This window comes from Halomonas dongshanensis, from assembly GCF_024790395.1.
GTDB classification, from domain to species: Bacteria; Pseudomonadota; Gammaproteobacteria; order Pseudomonadales; family Halomonadaceae; genus Vreelandella; species Vreelandella dongshanensis.
The window spans coordinates 129,200-154,961 of sequence record NZ_JAJISC010000008.1; the positions used below are offsets into that span (position 1 = coordinate 129,200).

Below are 25,762 nucleotides of genomic sequence, written 5' to 3' on the forward strand. Positions count from 1 at the left end.
TCTGGCGCGAGTGTTGGCTCGGCAGCGGCGGCTGGCAAGCGATCCTTAACCGGTTCGGGTTCGGGTTCGGGTTCGGGTTCGGGTTCGGGTTCGGGTTCGGGTTCGGGTTCGGGATGCGATACCGCTGCGTCGCTAGGTGCAACGGGCGTATCCTCGGCGCGTTCCTCTTTTGGCGCGGCGCTGTCTTCGTCCTGCTCCGACTCCGAAGGGGCGTTGCGCTCCTCTAGCGTCTGCTCGTCCGTCTCGTGCTTCTTCTTACGCTTGAAAAAACCAAACATGTAGGGTCATCCGACAAAGACAATCAATATGGTGGCTATCCTATCACCGCGCATCGAGACTTTGGACAAGCAGCCCGCTACAATCCGCGCATGACACGACAACGCTCCTCTCGCTCACCCGCCACTTCTCGCGCCACAGCTTCGCGTCGCGGCAAACTACGCATCATCGGCGGCGACTATCGGCGGCGCCAACTGCCCATTCCCGACCTGCCGGGGCTTCGCCCTACGCCCGACCGCGTGCGCGAAACGCTGTTCAACTGGCTAGGTCAAACGCTCTACGGTCAGCGCGCGCTCGATTTGTTCGCCGGTACCGGCGCCTTGGGCATCGAGGCGCTTTCGCGCGGCTGCCGTGAGGCGCTGTTCGTCGAGCGCGAGGCCAAGGCCAGCGCCCAGCTCACGACCAATCTAGCGACTCTCGGCGCGCACAACGCCCAGGTGCAGACCCAAGACGCGCTGCGTTTTCTTACCGTCGCCCCTACCGAGCGCTTCGATCTGGTATTTCTCGACCCACCCTTTCACCAGAGTCTCGCCGCGCCATGCTGTGAGGCGCTAGAGCTCGGGAACTGGCTTGCCGACGACGCTTTGATCTACCTAGAGGTCGAAGCAACGCTTACGCCAACGGTCCCCTGCCACTGGCAGCTCTACCGTGAAACGCAGGCGGGCGAAAGCAGCGCACGGCTCTATCGGCGCCAAACGCCATTACCGGGCTAAGACAGCACTTGCCGCCGAATGACAGCGGCGTTACGCTCGGCGCACTGCACGCTGGCGGGTGCGCTCGCTCGCCTCGGGCTCGTTTTGTCTACTGGAGGTACGCATGAGCCTTGAACTACTCAATCAACTCGAACAGAAGATCACCGCAACGGTGGAAGCGCTGGAGCTGATGAAGCTGGAAAACGAAGAGCTTCGCAGCGAGAACGCCACCCTCAAGCAGGAGCGCGACGAATGGGTCGAGCGCTTGAACCGCATGCTCGGTCAGCTAAAAGAGGGCGACACCTCCACGCAGAGCGACAGCGTCTCGTAAGGCAGGTAGCCAGCAACGCCGCTACCTACCGCTGACCGACGACATCGCTATCAAAATAATGACCTTAGACGCCGCGCGACATCAGCACGGCGTCTTCGCGTTCGCCAGTAAGACCCGGTGCGGCGTAATAGCCCTTTCGCCGCCCATCTTGGCTGAAATCGAAACGCCGGTAGAGTGCCTGGGCCGCGGTATTGCTTGCGCGCACCTCCAGTAGCAAACGCTCGCTTTGCCACGCCTGCGCTATCTCGATCACACCCGCCATCAGCCTTACCCCCAAGCCCATACCACGCCGCCCAGGGGCGACACCTATGGCCTGGAGTTCGGCATCGAAAGGCTGGCGCGCGATAAGGGCGTACCCCACTAGGGCGTCATCCACGAAAAGGCCAAGCACGTGATTCGTAGACGAGTTTAGCGCCCCACTTAGCAAGTGGTCGCTTACCCCGCTACCGACAATGCCCTCGAGCGCCACTAGAGCCGCCAGATGCGACGCATCCAGCGCGCTCAACCTCACCTCACTGGCCGTTACCACGACGCACCCAGCGCCTTGAGCCTAGGCCAGAGTTCGCGCTTTTGCTCACTGCTCTGGGCAATCGCTTCAAGTGCCCCACCCTGCCATACGGGTATATCGAGCGTGCGCGAATGCGAGTTCTCGATTTGCAGCAACTCTGCAAACGGCTCGACGTCGAGCTCGTCCCACCAGAGCAGGCGCTCGATCTGCCAGCCATGACGCGCCTGGTGCCCGGCGAGAAACGCACTGACGCCCGCCCGCGCCTCGGCCAGCGGCTCTTCGACCTTGGCGCCATTGTCGATCAGCGGCCAGGAGAACGCGAGCCCATGCACCTCACTAAGGGGCACGCCAGCGGCGGCGAGCATGTTGCGCATCAGCGCCATCTCCTGGGCGTTGCCGCCCCCCGCCTGAAGGCAGAGCCAGCGCCCTCCAATGCACAGCCCGGAAAGCGTGAAGCGCAGCGACGGCGCCAGCGCGCGCGGGGTAGGCGTGGGAGCTGGCGTCGCCTCGGAAGGCTCGGGAGTAGCGGCTTTCGCCTCCTGACCAAGGGCTTGGCGAATAGCGCTTGGCGCGCGGCGGGCAGGCTTGGCACTGGGCAGGGTTTCACCGCGCGGCGCTGTATGAGGCGCGGGCGCATCGTCGAGCAGCGCCTGCAGACGCTCTCGCGGCGCGGCCGGGCTCTCGGCGACGGGTTCTTCCCATTCGCACGCTTGGGTTTCCCGCGCGTTGGGCAACTGGAAGCGCGACGCCCAGGTCACAATGCCCATGGCGTCCAGATACTGCCGTCGCAGCGCTTCTTGGTTCACTTGCCGCTGCCGCCCCGGCAGTTGGGAGAGTCGGGACGGCCACCGCCGCGCGCCTGCCATTCGGCGGGCGTGTATAGGTGCAGCGCCAGGGCATGCACTGGGCCTGAGAGTTCATCAGCGAGCAGTGCATAGATCTGCTGGTGGCGCTTGACCGGCATCATGGCATCGAAACGCTCGCTGACCAGAGTGACCTTGAAGTGCGTTTCGGAGTTGGCGGGGACGTTGTGCAGATGGCTTTCGTTCTCCACCTGCAGGGCCTCAGGCGCTAACGCTGCCAGCTTTTGCTCGATTTGTGACTGCACCGACATGGATTCGCCTCCTTCGCGTGTTTTGGCCTCATTGTACGCGCTTAGCGCGATCCAGACGATGCCCTGCGCTGCAGCAAAGCGCGCTGGGCAAGCGAGACGCGCGAGAGGCTAGCCACCAGGGCCAGCGCCGAGGTCAAGGCGCCAAACCAGAGCGTCATTTGGATCGAGAGCCCTAACGCCAGCGCCGCCCCCACCAGCGCCACGCCCAAGGACTGCCCGACCGTACGCGTGGTGCTCATCACCCCAGATACGTTGGCGCTGCGCTCCGGCGGCAGGCTTCCCATCATTTCGCGGTTGTTAGGCGGCTGGAAGAGGCCAAACCCGATACCACAGAGCGCGGTGCGCCACAGGCTACCAAGCGCCGAGGTCTGCTCATCGACCAGCGCCAAAGCGACCAGCCCTACGATCAAGAACACAAGCCCCGTGCTCGATAAAAGGCTTGGATTGATCTTGTCGGCAAGGCGCCCGGCCAGTGGCCCCACCAGCATGATACCAAGCGGCCAGGGCGTGAAGAGCCACGCCGTTTCCAGCGCCGAGAAACCCATCTGCTCCTGGTAAAAAAACGACAGTGCAACGAACGTTAGCCCCTGGCCGATGAAGGCCAACCCCGATGCCGACACCGCCAAGGTAAAGCGCATCTCACGAAACACCACCAGTGGCAGCAGCGGATAACGCGCGCGCCGTTGGCGCCAGACGAAGCCCCAGCAGGCCACTGTGGCAAGCAGCAACCAGCCACCGCTTTGCCACAGCGGCGCGGTATGCCCCACGGCGTCCATGGCGAGAAAGAAGCTGGCCAGCATGAGCATGGAAAGAAGCGCCCCTGGCGTATCGAAGCTCCCCTGGCGCGGGGTCTCACGCGGCAGCGCGCGGCGCGCCAGCCACCAGGAGCAAACACCCAGCGGTAGGTTGAAGGCGAAGAGCCACGGCCAGTCGACCACGCTGAGCAGCAGTCCGCTAAGCGTTGGGCCCGCCGCGTAGCCTCCCGCCACGACGAGTGCACTCAGCCCCAGGGCGCTGCCCAGTAGGCGTGAAGGAAAGATCATGCGGTAGAGCGAAGGGCCAATGGAGAGCGTAGCCGCCGCCCCGAGCCCTTGAAGGGCGCGAAACAGCAGCAATACATCGATATGACGCGACAGTGCAGCACCCAGCGAACCGACCAAGAACGTGCCCAAACCAAAGAGATAGAGCCGCCTTCTGGTCACCAGCTCGCTAAGCCCGGCAAACACCAGCAAAAAGGCCGCGCAGACGACCTGGAAGATATTGGTGATCCACACGGCGCGAGAGGCGGGCACGTCGAGGTCGGCCGCCATCGTCGGCAGCGCGAGGTTGACCATGGTGGTGTCCATCACCGCCAGCAGGGTGCCCGTGGTCAAGGCCAGTACGGCGAGCGCTCGCTCGCGCCCGGGCAGGCCATCGTCACCGGGGCGGGTCTGGAAAAGTCGCATAAGAGAAAAGACAGCGCCGGAGCAGGCTCCGGCGTTGGCGAGTGGGTCAGTCCTGTTCGTTATCCAGCAGCAGCGTATCGTCGACTTCCGAGACTTCGAGGGCAGTTTCGTCGTCGAGGTCGATGGCGAGGTAGCTATGTTCGATGCGCAAGAAATCGGTGAACAGCGTCCAATCTAGCGCCTCGGGCCACTGACGTTCGTCCTCTTCCCAGGCGCGCAACTCGTTTTCGAGAATGTCCTCGAAACGGTCGCGAACGAAGGTCTCCAGCGCCTCGGGGGTGTCCATCTCGGGAATCAGATAGACCGTGCTTTCGCGTTCGACCTCGCCCAGGGTCAGATCATCCTCCCCCACGGTCGGCTCGAGCGCGTTGATCCAGTCGACAAAGCGCTGGGTGGGTCGAACGCTCAGAGCGGAGCGGTTAAGCAGTTTCATGGGGACTCTCCTCACCGTCGAAACGTGGTCATTATGGGCGCAATAGCGCCCACTTACCAATAACGCCGCCATTCCGGCACTGCGCTCTCGCGAGCGCTCAAGGCGTCACTCGACCTCGGGGCGCATCGCCGGGAACAGCAGCACGTCGCGAATCGAGGGGCTATCGGTGAACAGCATCACCAAACGATCGATGCCGATGCCCTCGCCTGCCGTCGGCGGCATGCCGTACTCCAGTGCGCGTACGTAGTCGGCATCATAGTACATCGCCTCCAAATCGCCCGCGTCTTTCTCGGCGGCCTGCTCACGAAAACGCTCGGCCTGGTCTTCGGCATCGTTGAGCTCGGAGAAGCCGTTGGCGATCTCGCGCCCCCCGACGAAGAACTCGAAACGGTCGGTGACGAAAGGATCGGCGTCACTACGGCGCGCAAGAGGGCTCACCTCGGCCGGGTATTCGGTGATGAACGTCGGCTGGTCGAGCTTGTGCTCGGCCACTTCCTCGAAGATCTCGGTGAGTAGCTTCCCTAGCCCCCAGCTCGGTTTGACCTTGATGCCAAGCTTGGTGGCTAACGCACTGGCCGCCTCGAGGGATGCCAGCTCGCTCGGCGCGATCCCCTCACCGTGCTCGAGAATCGCCTCGCGCATGGTCAGGCGCACGAACGGCTTACCGAAATCGTAGATTTCGCCCTGATAGGGCACGTCGGTGCTACCCAGCACGTCGCCAGCGATGCCGCGCAGCATCTGCTCGGTCATGTCGATCAGATCGAGGTAGTCGGCGTAGGCCCAGTAGAACTCGACCATGGTGAATTCGGGGTTGTGGCGCGTCGAGAGCCCTTCGTTACGGAAGTTGCGATTGATCTCGAATACCTTCTCGAAGCCACCTACCACCAAGCGTTTCAGATAGAGCTCGGGGGCGATGCGCAGGTACATGTCGATATCCAGCGCATTGTGGTGGGTGACGAAAGGCCGCGCCGTGGCGCCGCCGGGGATCGGCTGCAGCATCGGCGTTTCGACTTCCATGAAGCCGCGCTGCTCGAAGAAGCGACGCATAGCGCTGATCACCGCCGCGCGGGTCTCGAAAACCTTGCGCGACTGCGGGTTCATGATCAAATCGACGTAGCGCTGACGATAGCGCGCCTCGGTATCCGTCAGACCGTGGAACTTGTCGGGTAGCGGACGCAGGCTCTTGGTCAAGAGTTCGGCCTCGACCATCATGACGTAGAGATCACCCTTGCCAGACTTATGCACCGGCCCACGGGCGGCTACGATGTCGCCGATGTCCCACCCCTTGATATCCTCGAGCGTCGCCTCGGGCAGCCCCTTCTTGTCGACGTAGAGCTGGATTTGGCCAGCCACGTCCTGAATGACGATGAACGGGCCACGTTTGCGCATTACCCGGCCCGCGACCGCTGCCTTGTGGTCGAGCGCTTCGAGCTCGGCCTTGTCCTTGTCACCCAGCGCCTGCTGCAGCTCGACGGTCAGGCTGTCACGGCGAAAGGCGTTGGGGAAGGCGCTCTTCCCCTGGGCCTTGGCCTGCTCGCGGCGCGCGGTGAGCTTGGCGCGGCGCTCGGCAATCAGGTGATTCTCGTTCTGCTCGTCGGCAGCGTGTGCAGCGGGGTCTTGGTGAGCCATGGGATACCTTGGAAAAACCGGTGAAGGATACCGAAACGATTACAAACCTTGCTTGAGGCTGGCGACGATGAACTGATCGAGATCGCCGTCGAGCACTTTGTCGCAGTTACTGGATTGGACGCCGGTACGCAGGTCCTTGATGCGCTGGTCGTCGAGCACGTAGGAGCGGATCTGGCTGCCCCAGCCGATGTCGGCCTTGGCATCTTCGGCTTCCTGCTTGGCAGCATTGCGCTTTTGCATCTCCAGCTCCCACAGCTTGGCCTTGAGCTGCTTCATGGCGAAGTCGCGGTTGGCGTGCTGGCTGCGCTGGTTTTGGCATGCCACCACAACGCCCGTCGGCTCGTGGGTAATCCGCACCGCCGAGTCGGTGGTGTTAACGTGCTGACCGCCCGCGCCGCTGGAGCGGTAGGTGTCGACGCGCAGATCGGAAGGATTGATATCGATCTCGAAATCATCGTCGATCTCGGGAGAGAGGAAGACCGAGGCAAAGGAGGTGTGCCGACGTCCGCCCGAGTCGAAGGGACTCTTACGCACCAGGCGATGAACGCCGGTTTCAGTGCGCAGCCAGCCAAAGGCGTGGTCGCCTTGAATATGCACGGAAGCTGACTTGATACCCGCCACTTCACCGGCAGAGGCCTCGATGATCTCGGCCTTGAAACCATGGCTTTCGGCCCAGCGCAGGTACATGCGCAGCAGGATGTTGGCCCAGTCCTGCGCTTCGGTGCCGCCTGAGCCCGACTGGATATCCAGATAGGCGTTGTTCTCGTCCATTTCGCCGGAGAACATCCGCCGGAACTCGAGCTTTTCCAGCGTCTGCTGAAGGCCGTCGAGCTCTTTTTTGACCTCGTCGACGGTCGCCTCGTCCTCTTCCATTTCGGCAAGCTCCAAGAGGTCACGGCTGTCGCCGAGGCCCTGGTCGAGCTCGTCGATGGTAGCCACGATGGCCTCGAGGGAGGCCCGCTCTTTACCCAGCTTCTGGGCATAGTCGGGATCGTTCCAGACGTTGGGGTCTTCGAGTTCGCGCGAGACCTCTTCTAGCCGATCTTTCTTCTCGGCATAGTCAAAGATACCCCCTAAGAACGTCTGTCCGCTCAGACAGGTCCTTGATCTGGTTGTGAATGGGGTTGGTTTCCAACATGGCGTCGCCTTAACTCTACGATGTGCGAGGATCGCCGCCGCACTAGGCAGCGCCGATACGCGTGAGATTGAATGGACGTAAATCGAATGGATCAAGATGCAATGCGCATAGTGTAACCAAAGCCAGCGGCGCCCGCATCCACCCGTTACGCCTTGACGCTGCGCACGCAGCACGCCTCACCTGCCCTAACGGCGCGGTGATTTTGAAATGAGGCAGGCTCGTACCATTGCGATAGCCAAAGACTATAAATTTTGCGATTACATAACGTCAGGAGCCCGCACTAAGCTTATTAGTACACCATCCAAGGAGGTCTATCATGTCTCAACAGCAGTGTGCTTGTCCCAAGTGTGATTGTTCAGTTGATAACAAGGCCATCGAGAAAAACGGCCAGCTGTTCTGCTCGCAGGCCTGCGCCATTGGACACACCGACGGCTCCGTCGACTGCGGCCATAACTGCAAATGCGGTAAATGATCGCGCGCTCATAGCAAAATAGAGTGCTCAAAGGTAGAGCAAAGATAGAGATAGAAAACTAAAAAATGCCCGGCGGATTCATCCGTCGGGCATTTTGTTGTGCTACGCGCGCTATCGAAAAAGGCTACTTAGAATCGATAGGTCAGCTGCGCGCCGAAGCCATGGGCCTCGTTCTTATAGTCAGCGGAGTAGGTCGCACCCCCTACCGGTAGGCCACCGGTAGCAGGGCTTGCGAGAAGATCGGCGCGCTCCTGCTCGACATGTGTTCCGCGCTCGGTGAGGTAGGAGTAGGCGACGTCAAGCGTTAGATCCGGCGTCGGGCTCCAGCCTGCGCCGAGCGAGAAGATGCGTCGGTCGTCGGAAGGAATCCGCACGCTGCGGTGCTCATCGCTGGTCGGCGTGTAGTCGAGCGTAAGCCCGGCGCGCAGTGCAAGGGTCGGGGTCAGCTGGTACTCACCGCCGGTGGCAAAGGCCCAGGAGTTGGAGTAGTCCTGCTGCTCTTGGGTAATGGTGTCGCCCGCGCCGCCCTGGACGAGAATCTGGTCGAAGCGGCTCCAGCGCACCCAGGAAGCGCCAAACATCAGCTTGAAGCGATCGCTCATCTGCTGGGTCACCGAGAAGTTGATCGTCTCGGGCGTGGTCAGATCGAGGCTAGCGCTGTCGTCGGCGCGTACCACGTTGCCCGCCGGGTCGCGCGCAACGAAGGTGCCATCGAGTGTGTAATCCACCTTGGAGCGGTAGGTCAAACCAAAGGTGGTTTCCGGTACCGGCTGATAGATCACCCCCAGATTGTAACCCCAGGCGTCGTCATCGCCCTCTACCCGCGAGTCGACGTCACCAGCGGCGTTGAAACCCGCCTCGGAGGGGAGCTGACGGCGCAGTTCACCGTCGATGCGGTTGAAGGTGATGCCTGCGCCCACCGACCACTGGTCGTTGAAGCGGTAGGAGACGGTCGGCTGGGCCGACATCACGGTGACTTCGGTATAGTTGCCGAAATAGCGCCCCTGGAAGCTGTCTTCGTAGTCGGTCTTGGAGCCGAACGGCGCATAGACACCAAAGCCAAAGGCCAGGCGCTCGTTCACCGGATGAGCGTAGAAGGCGAAGGGCACGAGCGTGCCGGGCACCATATCGCCTTCGTTAGTTCCCGGAATGCCGCCCACGGGAATCTGGCTGCCACTCGGCAGGCCGCCCAGCGCCACTCCTGAATCCAGCGTACGGCTGGCCTCTACGTTGCTGATATTGGTTTTGGGGTTGAGATAAGTGCCACCTACGCTGATCTGTGCGCGATCCAAAAACGACATCCCGGCCGGGTTGCCGAAGACGATGGTGGCATCGTGAACGTTGGAGCTGCGCCCGGCATGACCGTAACCTTGGCCGCTGACGCTTTGCTCGTTGATCTGGTAGCCCCCGGCGTGAGCTTGGCTGGCGCACCCTACGGCGGCGATGGCCGCCGCCATGGAGAGTTTCTTGACATTATTATGCATGGTCTGCCTCTTTTCCCAATGATCCTGACGAAGCCCTTTCTTCGCCTTCCTTGTCTCCATCTCAGTTTTTGCGCAAGAGGGTCTAGGGCGCAAGGCCAAACGAGCGTTTTATTCCAATTCTCGCTTATACATTAGTCGTGCACTTCATCGGCTCTACAAAATAGCGAGCGCTGACAAGCTGTTACACTAATGGACGTCGCGGGTAAAACACTGACCGGGGAGGCACGTATGAGGGTAATTGATATTGCCAGGCAGGCAGGCGTTACCGCCGAGACCGTGCGCCATTACGCACGCGAAGGATTGCTGCGCCCAGAGCGCGACCCTGGAAACGGCTATCAGCGCTTTAGCCAGCAGGATCTAAACCGCTTAGCGTTCATTCAGCGCGCACGCAAGCTCGGTTTCAGCGTCCATGAAATCGGCGACATTCTCGCTCATGCCGACCACGGAGACTCGCCCTGCCCGCTAGTGCGCGATTTACTAGCTCAACGCCTGCCCCAAATTCAGCGTCAGATCATTGAGCTCACGGCCCTGGCAGCACGCATGGAGCAGGCGTTAGCGAGCTGGCGGCACATGCCCGACGGTACGCCCAACGGCCATAGTCTGTGCCGTCTGATCGAGAGCGTCGAACCTGACGACCGCGACGCGCTTGAAAAGGGCAGCATCAGCTCACGCCAATGTAGCGCCCCGGCTTGTGGTTCAGGGCGATGATCAAGTTGAGCGTCAGCGCGCCGAGCACCGAGTAGGCCACCCGATCCAGCGGCAGTTGGGTCAAGGCGACGAGCAGAATCACCCCGTCGATACCGAGCTGTACGTAGCCTGCGCGCAGCCCGTAGCGCTCCTGTAGATAGAGCGCGAGGATATTGATGCCGCCAAGGCTGGTGCGATGGCGAAACAGCATCAGCATGCCCAAGCCCATCAGCGCCCCGCCCATGAGCGCGGCGTAGAGCGAAGGCAGGCTGTCGAAACGCACCCACTGCTGGGTCAACTCCGAAAATAGCGAGACCAAGCCGATAGCAACGAAGGTGCGCAGGGTAAAACTCCATCCCATGCGCTTGATCGCCAGATAGTAGAACGGCAGGTTGATCGCAAAGAACCAGGTGCCGAAGCTCCACCCCGTCATGTAGTTCAATAAAAGCGCCATACCTGCGGTACTGCCGGTCATCAAGATGGCATGGGTATAGAACGTTACGCCGAGCGCAACGAACAGCGTGCCCAAGAGCATTGCCATGAGGTCTTCGTAGGGCCTATGCGGGTCCTGGGGTAGTTCTTCCACGCGCATGGCGCTTCCTTAGTCGTGGTTATTTATATAGCCGTGGTTATGCATCTAGTTAATTATTGGCTATCGAGTCCCGCATGCTCGACCATTAGCTGTAACGATTCACGCCCGCGCCAGCGGTTGCGGTTGAGTCGATAGGCGCAGTGCAGCGTATCGCCCAAACCAAAGGCCGGCAGCTCGCCGGGCGTCAGCGCGCGAAACCAGATGGCACGGCAGCTTACTCGCCCCTGAGAGAGCTCCAGCATCAAATGCGTGCCGTCGGCGCCTACTGGGCGCAGCGACTCGACGAGAAAGCGTCCTTCGAACAGCGGCGCCTCGAACTCGCGCCCGAAGGGGCCTAACGCCTCGATTTCGCTAAGCGTTTCCAGGCTTAGCTGCGCTTCGCTGAGCTCGCCATCGGTCCATAGACGCGGATAGAGCGTGCGCCCTTTGAGCTGCTCGGCCACGGCCTGCAGAAATGCGGCCTTGAACGCGCCGACCTGCTCGCGTGGCACGCCAACGCCTGCAGCGCCGCTGTGCCCACCAAAACGCGGCAGCGCATCAGGAGCAAGTTCGAAGGTGCGCTGCAGCGCATCGCGCAGGTGTAGTCCATCGATGGAGCGCCCCGAGCCTGTAAGCATACCCGGCGCCGCTGCTGGCGTTAGCACCAACGCCGCTCGCCCAAAGGCCTGCACCAAGCGCGAGGCGACGATTCCCTGCACGCCGGGATGGCCATCTTCCAACATCACCACGACCGCCGGTTCGTCGGCCTCCACGGCACTAGCTGCCAGTGCTTTGGCCTGCTCGGCCATATCGGCCTCGATCGCCTTGCGCGACTGGTTGTCGTCGTCGAGCACGGCGAGCTGGCGCTGGGCTACGCTGTCGCTTTCGGCGAGCATGAAGTGCAGCGCGGCATACGGGTCGTCCAGGCGCGAGCGGGCGTTGATACGCGGGCCCATCTGAAACGCCAGCGTTTCGGCATCGAAGGGCACGCTATCGGCGCCCAAACGCTGCGCCATGGCCCGCCAGCAGGCCGCCTCCATGCGGTTGATCAGCGTCAACCCATGACTCACCACCGCGCGGTTGGCGGGGCTTGCGCCCAAGGAGACGCAGTCGGCCACCGTTCCCAGCGCCACGTAGGAGAGCCAGGGGGATAGCTTGGGCGTGCTGGCGGGCAGCGCGCCCCACTCGATCAGTACGCCGCGCGCCAGCGACATGACCAACCACGCCACCATGCACCCGGCAATGGTGGCGTCGGGATAGTCACAGTCATCCCGGGTGGGGTTAACGCAGGCGTAGGCCGAAGGCGGCGGCCCCTCCAGCGCCATGGCGTGATGATCGCTCACTACCACGTCGATCCCGGCGGCTTTGAGCCGCGCGATACGCGGCTCGTCGGAGCTACCGCAGTCGGCAGTGATCACTAGGGTGGGCTTGGGCGAGAGTGCCAGCGTCCGCTCGACCAGCGGCAGGCTGATGCCGTAGCCATCGTGAATGCGATGCCCGATCAAACTATGCAGCCGATGTTCAGGAACGCCGAACAGCTCCACCAGGGTGCGCCGAATGACCACGTGAGAGGTGATGCCATCGACGTCGTAGTCGGTCAGGATACCGATGGTTTCGCCTTCGGCGACCGCCGTGGCGATACGCTCGGCCGCGCGGCGCCCGTCGGCGAGCTTCTCCGGATGGGCCAGGTAGCGCAGGCTCGGCGTCACCAGCGGGGCAAGCTCGCCTCGGTAGCCCGGCAGACGCGCAGCCAGAAGCCTTGCCTGTAGCTCGCTAAGCCCTTCACCCTGCGCCCGCGCGTAAACCGCTGCATCGCGCGGGCGGGGTTCGAGCCGGGGCGCCGGTGCACTGGCCGTCGACTGAGTTGCGACTGCCACCATTAGCGGCGGTTATCAGCCACGAACCGCTGTACCGCGGCAAGCTCGGCGGGCAGCACCGCATAGCGCTCTTCGCGATCGAGCAGGTCGTCCATGTGAGTTGGCAGCGGCACGCCCTGAAAACCTGCCTTGACCACCGCCTCGGCGAACTTGGCTGGATGCGCCGTCGCCAGCGTCACCATTGGCGTCGCCTGGTCGGCGCGGACGCGCTCGGCGGCGCGGTAGCCGGTGGCGGTGTGCGGGTCGAGAATTTCACCGGTGCGCCGATGGGCCTCGCGGATCACCTCGAGAATGGTGGCGTCATCCACGCTGAAGCTTGCGAACTTCTCGCGTAGCTTGGCAAGCGGCGCTTCGGCCATCGCCGTCGGTTCGCGCTGGAAGCGTTCGAGCAGGGCCGCCACGGCAGCACCGTCGCGTTCGTAGGCATCGAAGAGTAAACGCTCGAAGTTCGACGACACCACGATGTCCATCGACGGCGCGAGCGTAGCTTCGAGCTCTTTTTTGGAGAAGTCGTTGTCGGCAAGCGTGCGGTGGAGAATGTCGTTGGCGTTGGTGGCAATAATGAACTGCTTCACCGGCAGGCCCATCTTATACGCCATGTAACCGGCAAAGACGTTGCCGAAGTTGGCCGACGGCACGCAGAAGCTCACCTCGCGCTTGGGCGCGCCAAGGGCCACACCGGCCGCAACGTAGTAGACGATCTGAGCCATGATGCGCGCCCAGTTGATCGAGTTGACTGCCACCAGGCGCGTGCCGTTCAGAAAGCCCTGATCGGCAAAGCTCGCCTTGACCATCGCTTGAGCGTCGTCGAAGTTTCCTTCGATGGCGACGTTGAAGACGTTGTCGGCCAACACCGTGGTCATCTGACGGCGCTGCACTTCTGATACCCGGTTATGCGGGTGAAGGATGAAGATATCCAGGTTGTCGCAGTGGCGGCAGCCCTCGATCGCCGCCGACCCGGTGTCGCCGGACGTTGCCCCCATGATCACCGCGCGCTCGCCGCGCTTTTTCAAAAAGTGATCGAGCAGGCGACCAAGCAGCTGTAGCGCCACGTCCTTGAAGGCGAGCGTGGGGCCGTGGAACTGCTCGAGCAGAAAGTGATTGGCATCGAGCTGCTTGAGCGGCACGACGGCATCGTGGCTAAAGGTAGCGTAGGCGTCGGTTACCAACGACTTGAAGGTGGCGTCGTCGATCTCGCCGTTGACGAAGGGACGCATGACGCGAAAGGCGATCTCGGCGTAGGAGAGCCCGGCCATGGCGCTTAACTCGTCGGCAGAGAAGCGCGGCAGAGTTTCCGGCACGTAGAGGCCGCCATCGCTGGCAAGCCCCGTTAGCACGACTTCTTCGAAGGAGAGCGCAGGTGCTTTGCCTCGGGTACTGATGTAGCGCATGCGGTTACTCCCCTTCGCCCAGGCTTTCGACGCGGATCCGGGTCACCGGGCCCGCAATGTCGGCCATCGCTTCGATCTCGCGGATCGCCTCGTTCATTTGGCGCTCCTTGGTACGATGCGTCATCAGAATGATCGGCACGAGTTCACCTTCGGTGGCCTCTTTCTGGATCAGCGCTTCGATGGATATGCCCTGTTCGGAAAGGATCGTCGCCACGCGCGCCAGAACCCCGGGGCGATCGACGGCGAGAAGACGCAGGTAGTAGGCCGTGGTGATCTCTTCCATCGGCATGATGGGCAGTTGGCTGACGTCTTCGTCGATGCCGCTGAAGGCGAGATAGGGCACGCGGTAGTGGTGGTCGGTAGCGATATCGCGGGCAACGTCGAGAATATCGGCCACCACCGCCGAGGCAGTGGGCTCAGCACCCGCACCAGCGCCGTAGTAGAGCGTCGGGCCCACGGCGTCGCCCATGATGGCGATGGCGTTCTTCACGCCGTGAACGTTGGCCAGCAGGCGCTCTTTGGGTATCAGCGTCGGGTGGACGCGAAGCTCCAGGCCTTGGTCGGTACGCTTGGAAATGCCCAGATGCTTGATGATATAGCCCAGGTTATCGGCCTGCTCGACGTCTTCGGCGGTGATGCGCGAGATGCCTTCGGTGAAGGCTTTCTCGAACTGCAGCGGTACACCGTAGGCGATGGAGGCGAGAATGGTGAGCTTGTGCGCGGCGTCGATGCCCTCGACGTCGAAGGTCGGGTCGGACTCGGCGTAGCCCAGCGCCTGGGCCTCGGCGAGCACGTCTTCGAACGCACGGCCTTCATCGCGCATGTGGGTGAGAATGTAGTTGCCGGTACCGTTGATGATGCCCGCGACCCACTCGATGCGGTTGGCACCCAAACCCTCGCGCAGCGATTTGATCACCGGAATTCCGCCCGCCACGGCGGCTTCGAAAGCGACGATAACGCCCTTCTCGTGGGCCGCCTTGAAGATCTCGTTGCCGTGCACGGCGATCAGCGCTTTATTGGCGGTGACCACGTGCTTGCCGTGTTCGATGGCGGTGAGCACGAGTTCGCGGGCCATGTCGTAGCCGCCTATCAGCTCGACCAGCACGTCGACGTTGGGATTGGTCGCCACTTCGAAAACGTCGGTGGTGGCGTTGATTCCGGTAATGTCGCAGTCGGGGTGAATACTGCGATGGCCGACCTGCTCGATGACGATGGGACGACCCGCGCGACGCGCGATGTCGTCGGCATTACGCGTCAATACGTTGAACGTACCGCCGCCGACCGTACCTAACCCACAGATGCCTACTCGTACCGGTTTCAAGATCAATCCCCTTTAGTCCTTATGAACAGTGCTTATCAAAAGTGCTCATTAACAGCGCTTGTGAACAGTGCGCATTAGCACGGTTCGTATGAGCGCGTGCGCCCTGTGCCGGGCGCGTCGTTTCGCAGTGTCTCAGCGTTGCCGGGTTACGGCATCATTCGTCGTCCAAGCCTAACATGGCAGCAAGCCTTTCCGGCGGAACGAAGCCGGGTACCATCTGGCCGTCGGGCAAGATGATGGCTGGCGTGCCCTTGACGCCCAGCTCGAGCCCCAGTTCGTACTGCTCGCCCACCGGGTTATCGCACGACGCCGAGCCCGAAAGCGGCTGGCGCTGCTGGGCACGGGTCATCGCTTCGCTGCGATTGTCCGCACACCAGGCGCGCTGGATGGTGGTGGCCGCTTCGCTGTTCATGCCCGCGCGCGGAAAGGCCAGATAGTGTACCGCAATCCCGCGCTCATTGAGCTCTGGAACGCTCTCATGCAGGCGCTCGCAGTAGGGGCAGGTTGGGTCGGTGAAAACCACCACGGTGGCACGGGGCTCCTCGACGCCGCGATAGACGAAGCGCTCGGACTCGGGGATAGCGGCCAAGGCCTCAACGCGCGCCTGATTCTTGGCTTGCTCGGAGAGGTTGACCAGGCCTTCGGCGCCGTTTTCGAACAGATCACCCACGAGGAAATAGCTGCCCTCGGCGTTGGAGTAGAACGACTCACCGCTCTCCAACTGAACGTGATAGATGCCCTGCATGGGGGTGGCCGTAATCTCTTTCACCGGCATCGGCTGGCCGTTGACGCTGAGGCTATCGGCCAAGCGAGCCTCGACGCTTTGAGCCTGGGCAAAAAGCGGCAGCAGCGAGCAGGAGAGCGCAAGCCCAGTAAGGGTACGGCGCAGCGGGAAACGGGACGGCGAGAGCGTAAAGCGGTGACGCATGGTCGATTCAACCTCGTGGATGATGCTCGGCATGCAGGCTCTCCAGGCGAGCCTGCGCGACATGGGTATAAATCTGCGTGGTCGAGAGATCGCTATGACCCAGCAGCAGCTGTACGACCCTCAAGTTGGCCCCATGATTCAATAAATGGGTCGCGAATGCATGGCGCAGCGTATGCGGCGAGAGCGGCTGGGTGATGCCCGCAGTCAAGGCGTGAGCCTTGAGGCGGTGCCAGAAGGTCTGGCGCGTCATCGCCTTGTCGGCTCGGCCGGGAAACAGTGCCGGGCGCATGGGGTCGCCCATCAGCGCCGGGCGCGCGGTAGCGATGTAGCGCTCAAGCCAGGCAACGGCCTCTTCACCCAAGGGCACCAGGCGATCCTTGTCGCCTTTGCCGCGCACCCGCACCACGCCTTGGCGTAGGTTGAGGGCATCGCTTTCGAGCCCCACCAGCTCCGATACGCGCAGCCCGCAAGCGTAGAGTAACTCCAGCATGGCGCGATCGCGAAGCCCCAACGGTGTGGCGACATCGGGCGCGGCCAAAAGGCGCTCGACCTCGCCCTCCTCCAGCACGTTCGGCAGGCCCGGGCGCACCGGCGGCAGGCGAATCTCGGCCAACGGGTCGCGGGCCACTTGGCCACTCGCCTGCGCCCAGCGATAGAAGCTGCGCAGGCTCGATAGCAGGCGGGCGTTGCTGCGCAGTTGATAACCCGCCTCGCGGCGCTCGTCGAACCAAGCGGTGAGCGTCTCACTGCCGGGATCGCTCAAGCCCTCACCAAGATGCGCTAGACGCGCCTGCCACGCTTCGAGATCGCGCCGGTAGGCGGCCAGCGTATGGTCGCTGGCGCCGCGTTCGAGCCACAGCGCATCGAGAAAGCCATCGATCAGCGCCCTATCGGCGTGGTTATCGGTTACCTGCATCCGCTGCATGGGTCCACCCTGCCCCTAGATACGACAAGACCCCGCCCCGCAAAGCGGTGACGGGGTCTTGCCCAGGCAGCGCCACGGCGTAGCGCTGCCTCCAAGCGACCTATTAGGCCAGCTTTTCCTTGATACGCGCAGACTTGCCGCTGCGATCGCGGAGGTAGTAGAGCTTGGCTTGACGTACGTCACCGCGACGCTTGACGTCGATGGAGTCGACCAGCGGGCTGTAGGTCTGGAAGGTACGCTCTACGCCAACGCCGTGGGAGATTTTACGCACGGTGAAAGCGGAGTTCAGGCCGCGGTTACGCTTGCCGATGACCACACCTTCGAAGGCCTGCAGACGCTCGCGGTTACCTTCCTTGACCTTGACCTGAACGACGATGGTGTCGCCCGGTGCAAAGGCCGGAATTTCCTTGGTCATCTGCTCGGATTCGATCGCCTGGATCACCTTGTTCTTGCTGCTCATGTGCATACTCCTGAATAACGTGGTGACTACCGCTCGTTCATGGGTGGCGGTAGTCGTGATCCCGGCGCTCGAAGCGAGCCACGCGGGAGTCGTTATGGGTGACACAGGTGCGCGGCTAGTCGCCTTCGCCCTGCACCGCCGCCTTGTGGGCGTGTTCGTCGAGGTACTCGTTCAAAAGCTTGCGCTCATCGGGCCCCAGTTCGCGTTCGGCCATAAGATCCGGCCGCCGCTGCCAGGTCCTTCCTAGCGACTGCTTCAGGCGCCAGCGCTTGATCGCGGCGTGATTACCGCTGAGCAGCACCTCGGGCACCTGCTTCCCGTCGATCACCTCTGGACGGGTATAGTGAGGGCAGTCTAACAGCCCCTCGTTGAACGAGTCTTCGACAGCGGAATCCTGATGCCCCAATACGCCGGGTACCAGCCTTGCCGCCGCGTCGATCAGTACCATGGCTGGCAGCTCGCCGCCGCTCAGCACGTAGTCACCGATCGACCACTCTTCATCGATGTCACTTTCGACGACGCGCTCGTCGATCCCCTCGTAGCGTCCGGCCACTACCACCAGCGGCCCTGCGTCGGCGAGACGCTTGACCCCTGCCTGATCCAACCGCCGCCCCTGAGGCGAGAGGTAGATCACGGTAGGCGCCTGCCCCGTTGCTTCACGAGCCCGCGTACGAGCCGCATGGATGGCAGAGCGCAAGGTGTCGACCTTCATCAACATACCCGGCCCGCCGCCATAGGGACGATCGTCGACGCTGCGATGACGATCAGTGGCGTAATCGCGCGGATTCCAAAATTCGAGGGCGATCCGCTGGTTGTCTATCGCGCGGCCAATCACCCCTTGCTGCGTCAGCGCGTCGAACATCTCTGGAAACAGAGACACCACGCCAACCCACAAGGCAGGTGCTGCCGGTGCGTCGCTTGCGGGATCGGTCATCAAAACTCCGGATCCCAATCGACCACCATCCGCCCGGTCTCGAGATCGATCTCGTCGATCACGTCGTCAGGCAAAAAGGGTAACAGGCGCTCGCGCCTGTCGATGGCCTCGGCGTCGCCGCGAACGACCATGACATCGTTGGCACCGGTTTCGAACAGGTACTCGACCCGCCCCAAGTAGGCCCCTTGGCGAGTGAACACTGCCAGACCTTCCAGTTGATGCCAGTAATACTCTGCGTCGGAAAGCGCGGGCAGTTCGGCCTTCTCCAGAAGAATCTCCGCCTGGGAAAGAAGCTCTGCCTGATCGCGGTCGTCGACGCCATCCAACTGCACGACGAGACCTTTACCTTGCCGACGTCCCTGAACCACGGGAAAGCGCTTGAGGGTATCACCCTGGCGCACCCACCATTCGGGGTAGTCCAAAATGCTGTCCATCGGACTCGTGAAGGAGTACACCTTCATCCAGCCCTTGACCCCGTAGGGGCTCGTCAGCTTACCCAGTACCACATGGGCGGCGTTGGAGCGGGCATCGTCAGTGGAACGGGGTGAACTCGGCTGCATTGACGATCTCTGATGGTGACAGCGGTTGCTTCCAGCGCTGGCTGGAAACGGTGTGGCTTACGCCTGCTTGCGTGCTTCTTTGACCAGCTCGGCAACGCGACCGGAGAGCTGTGCGCCCTGGCCCTGCCAATGAGCAACGCGATCCAGATCAACGCGCAGACGCTCTTCCTGACCACGGGCAACCGGGTTGAAGAAGCCGATACGCTCGATGAAACGGCCGTCACGGGCGTTGCGCGAGTCAGTAACGGTCAGGTGGTAGAAAGGACGCTTTTTGGCGCCACCACGTGCCAGACGAATGGTAACCATACGATTTTCCTTCGGTTGAGATGTCCCAAAGAGCGCCACGAGGGCTCTTTGGTCCGGGGTATTGATACGCTTCACAGCGCCACGAGAAGCCACGCTTCCCATCGAAGTGGCATGGCAATACCCATGCCTGCGCATGAAGAGGCAGCATTCTACGCAAATGCGCCCGGCTTGGAAAGCCTGACAGCCAGAAAACTACCGGGGCGTCAACCGCTGTATCCCGCCACCTACGCCGCTCACCTTAAACCTCATCAGGTACTATCGCGGCGCACCAGCGTCACGGCTATCCGAGCGCTCTGGACTGGCTGAGCAGGGGCGTCGAGTCTCATCTTCAATAGCGCGAGTGCCCGCCTGGCCGTCTCTTCGACCGGATTACGCACGGTAGTTAATGGCGTACGCGCCCAAGCTGCCGTCGGCACGTCGTCGAAACCGGTGACGGCGAGTGCTTTAGGTACCGCAATCCCCAGCGCGCTTGCCGCCTCGATCACCCCCATCGCCATGGCATCGTTGGCGCAGATGATCGCCTCTGGACGTGCCGCCAGGGCCAATAACGCCTGCCCCTCCCGCGCACCGCTTGCGATGGAGAAATCACCGCGACGCCGCACGGCAATCTCAAGTCCGTGGCGTGCGAGTGCCATTGTCACTCCCCGCTCGCGCTCCTGGTCTGAGAAGGCATCAGCGCGCCCACCAAGCCAAGCAATGCGCCGATACCCTTGCTGGATCAGATGATCAACTATCAATCGCATACCCTGAACGTTATCGCAGCATACCGTATCGACATCGGCCCCTTCGAGCACACGGCCAATCAGCACCAGCGGCGCGCCAGAGCGTCGACAACGTTCTGCGGTTTCACGACTCACTGAGCCCGCCGCAACAATCGCACCCTCTACCTGATAAGCAAGCGCGTGGTGAATCGTGTCGGCGGTATCGCTTTCACCCGCAGGCAGTAGCAAGGGCTGATAGCCATGGTGCGTCAGCGCTTTTAGTAGATGCTTAAGAAGCCAAGACTCGTAAGGCGCCGAGACATCCCCCACCACCACGGCGATGAGCCCGATACGTCGCCCAGTCAACCCACGAGCCATCAAGTTGGGCCGGTAGCCGAGGGCATCGGCCACGCTCAGCACATGCGCCCTTTTTTTCGCCGACACCGACGCTCCCGGTGTGAGCGCCCGGGAGACCATAACCCGAGACACGCCCGCCGCTGCCGCCACGTCATCGGCGGTCACCCGCTTCCCTCGCTGCTTCATATAGCCCCTTCTTGCCACCGTCGTCGAAGGATTATCGGTCACGACTGTTTAAGGTGTGTGTTAACCGCCGGGGTTTCACACCTTCGTTTTCGAATCGACATCAAAGCGTCATGGACGTCTTCTAGGATCCCTTCATCGATCATTTGCACGCGTGTTCAAATTACGCGGTTGAGCAGGAGAGCGCCAGTAACGATGAACGCCTTAAGCCTGAGTGAGGTCACGGTTGACCTCGGCCCACGCCGGATTCTCGAACGCATCAACCTTGTCGTCACACCAGGCAGCTTTACCTGCCTGCTGGGCCCATCCGGCTGCGGCAAGACAACGCTGCTACGCGCTATCGCCGGTTTCACACCGCTAAGCAGCGGCGACATTCGCCTAGGCGAGCGCTCAATCACAGAGCTTCCGCCCGAGAAGCGCCACACCGCCATGGTGTTTCAATCCTACGCCCTATGGCCGCACATGAACGTGGGCGATAACCTCGCCTACCCCCTTAAGTTACGTGGCATCCCTAAGGACGAACGCACCCAACGGGTAGCGACGATGCTCGAACGCCTCGCGCTTGGCGGCTTCGAGCACCGCAGTGTCACCCAACTCTCCGGCGGCCAGCGCCAGCGCATCGCGCTGGGACGGGCATTGATCATTGATCCACCGCTTCTGTTACTAGATGAACCACTTTCCAACCTCGACGCCTCCATTCGGCGCAGCCTCCGCGGTGAGCTTAGACAACTGCAGAAGTCCCTGGGGCTGACCACGGTAATGGTCACCCATGACCAGGAAGAAGCACTGCAAATGGCCGACCAGATCGTGCTGATGCGCGAAGGCCATATCGTCCAGGTCGCGCCACCAGCCAGCCTCTATCAGCAGCCTGCGGATCTTGAGGCTGCACGCTTTCTAGGCGTGGACAACACGGTAGCTTGCTCACCCCAGGACCCATCCGCGCTGGCTGGCGCCAAAACGCTTGGCTTTCGCACCCGTGAGGCCCGTGTCGATGTCGCTCCGAGCGTGAATGCGCTCGTTCGTCGGGGGCAGGTAACCGAGTGCGTCTATACCGGCGATGGCTACCAGATCGGTGTCACGGCAAACGACCAGACGCTGTTTGCCACGGCACGCACTCCCGTCGAAGCAGGACGTTTCGTCACCCTGCAGGTACCCGAAAGCGCATTGATACCTTTCGGACCGGATCACCGCTATATGCCATCACTCAACGCTCAGGAGCACACCGCATGAAGGCACACACCTGGAAACCTTCCGCCATGAAAGCCTTGGTTCTCGGACTCGGATTTGCCGCCGGTATCCATCAGGCAGGAGCCGCCACCACGCTCAACGTCTTTACCGCCGGGGACGACAACATGGTCGCCTACGTCAACGATTTCCTCGCCCCACGCTTCGAGGCGATGCACCCCGATGTCACCGTACGCGCGCTAGGCACCGGCACGGGTGACGCGGGCAGCCAGGCGATCTACGAAACGCTCAGCGCCCAGCGTAACCAGCAAAACTGGGGCATAGACGTTGCGGTAGTGCATCAGCGCATGGCCGGGCAGATGGTGGAGGAGGGGCTTCTACGCCGCTATACCGATGATCTGGACACCGCCGCGCTCGCTACCGGCGAGAACACCCGCAATGCGTTAGGCGTTAATGTGGAAGGCTATGTAATGCCAATGTTCCAGAGCCAGATCGCCCTGGCCTATAACCCAGCCTTACTGGCCGAGCCTCCGCAGAGCTACGCCGAACTGGCCAAGTGGGTCGAGGAACACCCCAAAGCGTTTGGCTACAACGGCATAACCGGCGGTATGGCAGGCGTTGGCTTCGTATTCGGCTGGATGTACGCCTTCACCGACATGGCCGATACGCTACAAAACGGCCCCTGGGACGACGAGGCACCCGCCCGCTGGAACGATGCTCTTGAGGGGCTTCGTGCTTTCAACGACAACGTCACCCTGACACCAGGAAATGCCGGCACCATGGATGCCATGAACCGGGGCGAGATCAGCATGGGCCCCGTGTGGATGGACATGTACTACACCTGGAAAGCCGACGGCCGACTCAATCCTGACTTCCGCCTACTGCTGCCCGAACCCGGAATGCCGGGGCAGCCGATGTACTACACGATTCCCGAACGTGCCGAACACGCCGAACTCGCCGCAGCATTCATTTCCCTGGCCACCAGCCCCGAGGTGCAGGCTGCGGGAATTGTCGGTGAGTTCAACTGGTTTCCAGGTATCGATGCCGAGCACGTGCGCGGCGAATTGAGTGACGCGCAGTGGGAAACCCTCTATGCCGATGTCGACCCAGAGACACTCGCCACTCGTGGGTTCTCCATGCCTCAGACCGACTATTTCCGCGCCATTTTGGAAGCCTACGAGGCCCAAGTCAGCCGCTAGCACGGTCGACAGCCATACCCTCCCAACTCCCGGGGGCGCTCAGCGCCCTCTCAACGTATAAACGACCATGACCTTTTCATCCTCTTGTACTGCCATAGGTGCACCGCGCTCTGAGCGTCCGCGATGGGGACTCGGGATTGTACTGGTGTTTCCGGCCATGACAGCTGTCGTGCTGCTCTACGCGCTGCCGCTGGTGCGCTCGCTGGCTAGCGCCTTTCACGGCGATGATGGCCTGACCGTTGCTCATGTGGTGCGCGCCTTCACGCTCTACGGACGTGACGTAGCGTTTTCCATTGGCGTGAGCCTTGGTGCACTTGTGCTCATCGCTATCGCCTCCATCGCCATTGCCGGTTACCTGACCCTGGGCGCCACCCGCTGGGCGGTGCGTGTACTCCGCTGGCTCTATCGCTGGCCGCTGTTCATTCCCTTTGTCGTGGCGGGGCAGCTATCGCGCTCTTTTCTCTCCACCAACGGCATGATGAACACCGTCCTGATCGAGACGGGACTTTTATCGGCGCAAAGCGCCCAGAGCTTTCTGGATTGGCGTGGGCTAATACTAACCTTTGCCTGGAAACAGATCCCTTTCGTTACGCTGCTGCTCGCAGGCGCCATGGCGGCGGTAGAGCCCAGCCATAGCGAGGCGGCGCGCAATTTGGGCGCTGGGCGACTACGGGCGCTTTTCCACATCGTACTCCCCCAAGCGGCCCCAACGCTGTGGGTCGGACTGATCCTCTCACTGGTAGCCATGCTTTCGGTATTGTCGGTACCCATGATGCTGATTGCAGGCAATCCCACCATGATGACCTCGATGATGGCGCACCGGATCACCTACTATGGCGACTACGGCGTGGCCAACGCCCTGGGGCTTTTCTCCTACGCACTCACCGCAGTGACCGCTTGGGTCTACTTGCGTCTAACGCTTGCCAGGGAGACTCAGCGATGACCCCGTCTCGTCTGCTAACGCCGCTTGGTTTAGGCCTTTTACTCGGGCTGATCGCCTTTATCGTTTTCGGGCCACTCTTAAACCTTGCCCTGTGGGCTTTCGCCGAGCAGTGGTTCTACCCCCATACTCTGCCAACCGTCTGGGGCTTCGATTTTTGGGCTCGGGTGTTTCGCCCCCGCGCGGGGGCCTGGAGTTCGCTTACCAACACACTCATAGTGGCACTCTCGGCGGTAGCGCTCTCCATGGCGCTGGCCGTACCCGCTGGTTACGCCCTGGCGCGCCTGCCACTGCCCGGGCGCCACGCCATCATGCTACTGTTCCTGCTGCCGCAGGCGTTTCCTAACCTGCCGATTTTCGTCAACATCGCGGCGATCTTTCACCAACTTGGCCTCACTGGCACCCTCATCGGTGTGGTACTGGTGCACGCACTGCCCGGGCTCGTCTATGCGGTATGGATTGCCACTGCCGCCTTCGCGGCGGCAGATCGTAATCTCGAAGAAGCAGCGCGTAACCTAGGCGCAACTCCCCTACGAACATTTGTCGATGTCACCCTGCCCCAGGCGCTGCCGGGGCTGCTCGCTGCGGCCATCTTCGTGTTTTTGGATAGCGTGGACGAGTTCACCGGCACCTTCTTTGTCGGCGCGCCAGAGATCACCACCTTGCCGCTTTTGATGTTCAACGCCTCGATGGGCGGCAACTACCAAGTCGCCGCCATCACCTCGCTCATCCTGCTGATCCCCTCCATCGGCTTCATGCTCGTGATCGAGCGCTTTCTCAAAGCCGACGTACTATCTCGCATCGGCCGCTAGGCCGGTGCCCACGCGAGTTGCCGTTCATGCTGATAGCCCACCTCTCCGATTTACATCTTTTCACCGAGCGAGCCGAAACCGGCGAGACTCGCGCCGATATCGCGCGCGTCATTGCCGCCCTAGTGGCGGATATCAATGCCCTCGACCCGCGACCGGACATCGTCGTCATTAGCGGTGACCTAGCCGATGGTGGCACGCCAGAGGATTATCGATGCCTAGCCGCCCTGCTCGCCCCGCTTGCCATGCCGGTCATGGCGGTGCCGGGTAACCACGACCGCCGCTGCGCCATGCGTGAAGGGCTCGCCCATCGGCTAAGCGGCCTTGCCGAGGGTGCATTTCTCAATGCACGAGTGGATATGGCTGAGGTCACACTGCTAGGCCTCGATACGGTGATCCCGGCAAGCCCGGTAGGCGCGCTTTGCAGTGAGCGGCTCGACTGGCTCGCCCAAGAGCTTCGAAGCGCTGCGGCGTCGACGGTCATCGTCATGCATCACCCACCCGTAATCACCGGCAACCCGCACTGGGATACCTATAGCCTGATCGAAGGGCGTGAGCGCCTAGGCCAACTGCTGGGAAAAACACCACGACGGATTCTCTGCGGCCATATACATCAGCCGTTCCACACTCAGTGGGGAGCGCATTACGTCAGCGTGGCGGGAAGTCCAGCCTTCGAGTACCACTTGAGCCCCGGCAGTCACGCCACTGCCCAACCAGCCCCGGTTCCTTTCAGCTATCCACTGCACCATATCCGCCCAACGGGCGACGTGTTGGTCTACCGCCGACACGTGCGCTTTTGACATCCATCGCGCGCCTCGCTCGCAAATACAAAAACGCCTGCGGGTCATCCTCGCAGGCGTTTTTGCATCGTCATGGCATGCGTTACGGCGCCAATAAGCGCCGTCG

At 62.0% G+C, this 25,762-nt stretch carries 28 protein-coding genes and 1 pseudogene; 9 read left to right on the forward strand and 20 right to left on the reverse strand.

Annotated elements, in window-relative coordinates:
- Positions 1 to 278: pseudogene (locus LLY24_RS16145) on the reverse strand (signal recognition particle-docking protein FtsY); the annotation flags it as partial.
- A gap of 90 nt (positions 279 to 368) precedes the next feature.
- Between LLY24_RS16145 and rsmD the strand changes: the two are divergent.
- Positions 369 to 989 (forward strand): 16S rRNA (guanine(966)-N(2))-methyltransferase RsmD, encoded by a 621-nt coding sequence (rsmD, locus tag LLY24_RS16150; RefSeq protein WP_259037336.1) that lies wholly within the window; start codon positions 369 to 371, stop codon positions 987 to 989.
- Positions 990 to 1,092: 103 nt separating this feature from the next.
- The gene (locus LLY24_RS16155; RefSeq protein WP_259037337.1) at positions 1,093 to 1,299 is read left to right on the forward strand and encodes a cell division protein ZapB; all 207 of its coding nucleotides are present in this window, start codon (positions 1,093 to 1,095) and stop codon (positions 1,297 to 1,299) included.
- A 64-nt stretch (positions 1,300 to 1,363) separates the two neighbouring features.
- Here the strand turns inward: LLY24_RS16155 and LLY24_RS16160 are convergent, their stop codons facing one another.
- The 7 genes from LLY24_RS16160 to prfB form a co-directional block, all read right to left on the reverse strand.
- Positions 1,364 to 1,810, reverse strand: coding sequence for a GNAT family N-acetyltransferase (locus tag LLY24_RS16160; RefSeq protein WP_345799663.1), 447 nt, complete (start codon positions 1,808 to 1,810; stop codon positions 1,364 to 1,366).
- Positions 1,811 to 1,821: 11 nt separating this feature from the next.
- The gene (locus LLY24_RS16165) at positions 1,822 to 2,613 is read right to left on the reverse strand and encodes a hypothetical protein (RefSeq protein WP_259037339.1); all 792 of its coding nucleotides are present in this window, start codon (positions 2,611 to 2,613) and stop codon (positions 1,822 to 1,824) included.
- Positions 2,610 to 2,921, reverse strand: a complete 312-nt coding sequence (locus tag LLY24_RS16170) for a BolA family protein (protein WP_259037340.1) — start codon at positions 2,919 to 2,921, stop codon at positions 2,610 to 2,612. Before LLY24_RS16170 ends, LLY24_RS16165 begins: the two co-directional genes overlap by 4 nt.
- A gap of 41 nt (positions 2,922 to 2,962) precedes the next feature.
- Positions 2,963 to 4,366 (reverse strand): MFS transporter, encoded by a 1,404-nt coding sequence (locus tag LLY24_RS16175; RefSeq protein WP_259037341.1) that lies wholly within the window; start codon positions 4,364 to 4,366, stop codon positions 2,963 to 2,965.
- Positions 4,367 to 4,412: 46 nt separating this feature from the next.
- Positions 4,413 to 4,799, reverse strand: a complete 387-nt coding sequence (locus tag LLY24_RS16180; protein WP_259037342.1) for a hypothetical protein — start codon at positions 4,797 to 4,799, stop codon at positions 4,413 to 4,415.
- Between the two features lie 105 nt (positions 4,800 to 4,904).
- Positions 4,905 to 6,428, reverse strand: coding sequence for a lysine--tRNA ligase (lysS, locus tag LLY24_RS16185; protein WP_259037343.1), 1,524 nt, complete (start codon positions 6,426 to 6,428; stop codon positions 4,905 to 4,907).
- 39 nt (positions 6,429 to 6,467) lie between these two features.
- A protein-coding gene (prfB, locus tag LLY24_RS16190; protein WP_345799660.1) for a peptide chain release factor 2 occupies positions 6,468 to 7,566 on the reverse strand; the annotation gives its coding sequence in 2 pieces (ribosomal slippage) (positions 6,468 to 7,490 and positions 7,492 to 7,566; 1,098 coding nt in all).
- 316 nt (positions 7,567 to 7,882) lie between these two features.
- On the opposite strand from prfB, the gene LLY24_RS16195 reads away from it, so the two are divergent.
- The gene (locus LLY24_RS16195) at positions 7,883 to 8,038 is read left to right on the forward strand and encodes a metallothionein (protein WP_259037344.1); all 156 of its coding nucleotides are present in this window, start codon (positions 7,883 to 7,885) and stop codon (positions 8,036 to 8,038) included.
- A gap of 128 nt (positions 8,039 to 8,166) precedes the next feature.
- On the opposite strand, the gene LLY24_RS16200 is transcribed toward LLY24_RS16195, so the two are convergent.
- The gene (locus LLY24_RS16200; RefSeq protein ID WP_259037345.1) at positions 8,167 to 9,522 is read right to left on the reverse strand and encodes an OmpP1/FadL family transporter; all 1,356 of its coding nucleotides are present in this window, start codon (positions 9,520 to 9,522) and stop codon (positions 8,167 to 8,169) included.
- A gap of 228 nt (positions 9,523 to 9,750) precedes the next feature.
- Between LLY24_RS16200 and LLY24_RS16205 the strand changes: the two genes are divergently transcribed.
- Complete coding sequence (locus tag LLY24_RS16205) at positions 9,751 to 10,230, forward strand: MerR family transcriptional regulator (protein ID WP_259037346.1); 480 nt, start codon at positions 9,751 to 9,753, stop codon at positions 10,228 to 10,230.
- Here the strand turns inward: LLY24_RS16205 and LLY24_RS16210 are convergent.
- From LLY24_RS16210 to LLY24_RS16260, 11 genes are all read right to left on the reverse strand, one after another.
- Entirely contained in the window at positions 10,184 to 10,801 is a 618-nt protein-coding gene (locus LLY24_RS16210; RefSeq protein WP_259037347.1) for a YitT family protein, read from the reverse strand. The genes LLY24_RS16205 and LLY24_RS16210 overlap by 47 nt on opposite strands.
- Positions 10,802 to 10,854: 53 nt before the next feature.
- On the reverse strand, positions 10,855 to 12,660 hold the full coding sequence (locus tag LLY24_RS16215; RefSeq protein ID WP_259037348.1) for a single-stranded-DNA-specific exonuclease RecJ: 1,806 nt from the start codon (positions 12,658 to 12,660) through the stop codon (positions 10,855 to 10,857).
- Positions 12,660 to 14,048, reverse strand: coding sequence for a threonine synthase (gene thrC, locus LLY24_RS16220; RefSeq protein WP_259037349.1), 1,389 nt, complete (start codon positions 14,046 to 14,048; stop codon positions 12,660 to 12,662). The genes LLY24_RS16215 and thrC overlap by 1 nt, the downstream gene beginning before the upstream one ends.
- A 4-nt stretch (positions 14,049 to 14,052) precedes the next feature.
- Positions 14,053 to 15,369, reverse strand: a complete 1,317-nt coding sequence (locus LLY24_RS16225) for a homoserine dehydrogenase (protein ID WP_259037350.1) — start codon at positions 15,367 to 15,369, stop codon at positions 14,053 to 14,055.
- 154 nt (positions 15,370 to 15,523) lie between these two features.
- Positions 15,524 to 16,330, reverse strand: coding sequence for a DsbC family protein (locus LLY24_RS16230; protein ID WP_259037351.1), 807 nt, complete (start codon positions 16,328 to 16,330; stop codon positions 15,524 to 15,526).
- Complete coding sequence (gene xerD / locus LLY24_RS16235) at positions 16,305 to 17,222, reverse strand: site-specific tyrosine recombinase XerD (RefSeq protein ID WP_259037352.1); 918 nt, start codon at positions 17,220 to 17,222, stop codon at positions 16,305 to 16,307. The genes LLY24_RS16230 and xerD overlap by 26 nt, the downstream gene beginning before the upstream one ends.
- A gap of 103 nt (positions 17,223 to 17,325) precedes the next feature.
- Positions 17,326 to 17,682, reverse strand: coding sequence for a 50S ribosomal protein L19 (gene rplS / locus LLY24_RS16240; protein WP_259037353.1), 357 nt, complete (start codon positions 17,680 to 17,682; stop codon positions 17,326 to 17,328).
- A gap of 115 nt (positions 17,683 to 17,797) precedes the next feature.
- Positions 17,798 to 18,577 carry a tRNA (guanosine(37)-N1)-methyltransferase TrmD gene (gene trmD, locus LLY24_RS16245; RefSeq protein WP_259037403.1) on the reverse strand — a complete coding sequence of 260 codons (780 nt, stop codon included), beginning with the start codon at positions 18,575 to 18,577 and terminating at the stop codon, positions 17,798 to 17,800.
- A gap of 38 nt (positions 18,578 to 18,615) precedes the next feature.
- Entirely contained in the window at positions 18,616 to 19,176 is a 561-nt protein-coding gene (gene rimM / locus LLY24_RS16250; RefSeq protein WP_259037354.1) for a ribosome maturation factor RimM, read from the reverse strand.
- 57 nt (positions 19,177 to 19,233) lie between these two features.
- On the reverse strand, positions 19,234 to 19,482 hold the full coding sequence (gene rpsP / locus LLY24_RS16255; protein WP_259037355.1) for a 30S ribosomal protein S16: 249 nt from the start codon (positions 19,480 to 19,482) through the stop codon (positions 19,234 to 19,236).
- A 248-nt stretch (positions 19,483 to 19,730) separates the two neighbouring features.
- On the reverse strand, positions 19,731 to 20,726 hold the full coding sequence (locus LLY24_RS16260) for a LacI family DNA-binding transcriptional regulator (protein ID WP_259037356.1): 996 nt from the start codon (positions 20,724 to 20,726) through the stop codon (positions 19,731 to 19,733).
- Positions 20,727 to 20,918: 192 nt separating this feature from the next.
- Here LLY24_RS16260 and LLY24_RS16265 point away from each other — a divergent pair, with 192 nt between their 5' ends.
- The 5 genes from LLY24_RS16265 to LLY24_RS16285 all read left to right on the forward strand — a co-directional run bounded on the left by LLY24_RS16265 (position 20,919) and on the right by LLY24_RS16285 (position 25,656).
- Entirely contained in the window at positions 20,919 to 21,953 is a 1,035-nt protein-coding gene (locus LLY24_RS16265; RefSeq protein ID WP_259037357.1) for an ABC transporter ATP-binding protein, read from the forward strand.
- Positions 21,950 to 23,107 carry an extracellular solute-binding protein gene (locus LLY24_RS16270; RefSeq protein WP_259037358.1) on the forward strand — a complete coding sequence of 386 codons (1,158 nt, stop codon included), beginning with the start codon at positions 21,950 to 21,952 and terminating at the stop codon, positions 23,105 to 23,107. The genes LLY24_RS16265 and LLY24_RS16270 overlap by 4 nt, the downstream gene beginning before the upstream one ends.
- Before the next feature lie 157 nt (positions 23,108 to 23,264).
- A complete protein-coding gene (locus tag LLY24_RS16275) occupies positions 23,265 to 24,050 on the forward strand; it encodes an ABC transporter permease (RefSeq protein WP_259037359.1) in 786 nt (261 codons plus the stop codon).
- Positions 24,047 to 24,859 carry an ABC transporter permease gene (locus tag LLY24_RS16280; RefSeq protein WP_259037360.1) on the forward strand — a complete coding sequence of 271 codons (813 nt, stop codon included), beginning with the start codon at positions 24,047 to 24,049 and terminating at the stop codon, positions 24,857 to 24,859. The genes LLY24_RS16275 and LLY24_RS16280 overlap by 4 nt, the downstream gene beginning before the upstream one ends.
- A gap of 26 nt (positions 24,860 to 24,885) precedes the next feature.
- Positions 24,886 to 25,656 (forward strand): metallophosphoesterase, encoded by a 771-nt coding sequence (locus tag LLY24_RS16285; protein WP_259037361.1) that lies wholly within the window; start codon positions 24,886 to 24,888, stop codon positions 25,654 to 25,656.
- Positions 25,657 to 25,762 lie beyond the last annotated feature (106 nt).

What these genes read in the sequence shown, in the direction of transcription:
- rplS (WP_259037353.1), bottom strand. Translation starts at nt 17,682, where the DNA reads ATGAGCAGCAAGAACAAGGTGATCCAGGCGATCGAATCCGAGCAGATG.
- rimM (WP_259037354.1), bottom strand. Translation starts at nt 19,176, where the DNA reads ATGCAGCCGAGTTCACCCCGTTCCACTGACGATGCCCGCTCCAACGCC.
- LLY24_RS16215 (WP_259037348.1), bottom strand. Translation starts at nt 12,660, where the DNA reads ATGGTGGCAGTCGCAACTCAGTCGACGGCCAGTGCACCGGCGCCCCGG.
- LLY24_RS16270 (WP_259037358.1), top strand. Translation starts at nt 21,950, where the DNA reads ATGAAGGCACACACCTGGAAACCTTCCGCCATGAAAGCCTTGGTTCTC.
- LLY24_RS16230 (WP_259037351.1), bottom strand. Translation starts at nt 16,330, where the DNA reads ATGCCGAGCATCATCCACGAGGTTGAATCGACCATGCGTCACCGCTTT.
- rsmD (WP_259037336.1), top strand. Translation starts at nt 369, where the DNA reads ATGACACGACAACGCTCCTCTCGCTCACCCGCCACTTCTCGCGCCACA.
- LLY24_RS16155 (WP_259037337.1), top strand. Translation starts at nt 1,093, where the DNA reads ATGAGCCTTGAACTACTCAATCAACTCGAACAGAAGATCACCGCAACG.
- LLY24_RS16265 (WP_259037357.1), top strand. Translation starts at nt 20,919, where the DNA reads ATGAACGCCTTAAGCCTGAGTGAGGTCACGGTTGACCTCGGCCCACGC.
- LLY24_RS16170 (WP_259037340.1), bottom strand. Translation starts at nt 2,921, where the DNA reads ATGTCGGTGCAGTCACAAATCGAGCAAAAGCTGGCAGCGTTAGCGCCT.
- lysS (WP_259037343.1), bottom strand. Translation starts at nt 6,428, where the DNA reads ATGGCTCACCAAGACCCCGCTGCACACGCTGCCGACGAGCAGAACGAG.
- LLY24_RS16210 (WP_259037347.1), bottom strand. Translation starts at nt 10,801, where the DNA reads ATGCGCGTGGAAGAACTACCCCAGGACCCGCATAGGCCCTACGAAGAC.
- xerD (WP_259037352.1), bottom strand. Translation starts at nt 17,222, where the DNA reads ATGCAGCGGATGCAGGTAACCGATAACCACGCCGATAGGGCGCTGATC.
- LLY24_RS16205 (WP_259037346.1), top strand. Translation starts at nt 9,751, where the DNA reads ATGAGGGTAATTGATATTGCCAGGCAGGCAGGCGTTACCGCCGAGACC.
- LLY24_RS16200 (WP_259037345.1), bottom strand. Translation starts at nt 9,522, where the DNA reads ATGCATAATAATGTCAAGAAACTCTCCATGGCGGCGGCCATCGCCGCC.
- LLY24_RS16275 (WP_259037359.1), top strand. Translation starts at nt 23,265, where the DNA reads ATGACAGCTGTCGTGCTGCTCTACGCGCTGCCGCTGGTGCGCTCGCTG.
- thrC (WP_259037349.1), bottom strand. Translation starts at nt 14,048, where the DNA reads ATGCGCTACATCAGTACCCGAGGCAAAGCACCTGCGCTCTCCTTCGAA.
- LLY24_RS16175 (WP_259037341.1), bottom strand. Translation starts at nt 4,366, where the DNA reads ATGCGACTTTTCCAGACCCGCCCCGGTGACGATGGCCTGCCCGGGCGC.
- LLY24_RS16180 (WP_259037342.1), bottom strand. Translation starts at nt 4,799, where the DNA reads ATGAAACTGCTTAACCGCTCCGCTCTGAGCGTTCGACCCACCCAGCGC.
- LLY24_RS16280 (WP_259037360.1), top strand. Translation starts at nt 24,047, where the DNA reads ATGACCCCGTCTCGTCTGCTAACGCCGCTTGGTTTAGGCCTTTTACTC.
- LLY24_RS16195 (WP_259037344.1), top strand. Translation starts at nt 7,883, where the DNA reads ATGTCTCAACAGCAGTGTGCTTGTCCCAAGTGTGATTGTTCAGTTGAT.
- LLY24_RS16260 (WP_259037356.1), bottom strand. Translation starts at nt 20,726, where the DNA reads ATGAAGCAGCGAGGGAAGCGGGTGACCGCCGATGACGTGGCGGCAGCG.
- LLY24_RS16285 (WP_259037361.1), top strand. Translation starts at nt 24,886, where the DNA reads ATGCTGATAGCCCACCTCTCCGATTTACATCTTTTCACCGAGCGAGCC.
- rpsP (WP_259037355.1), bottom strand. Translation starts at nt 19,482, where the DNA reads ATGGTTACCATTCGTCTGGCACGTGGTGGCGCCAAAAAGCGTCCTTTC.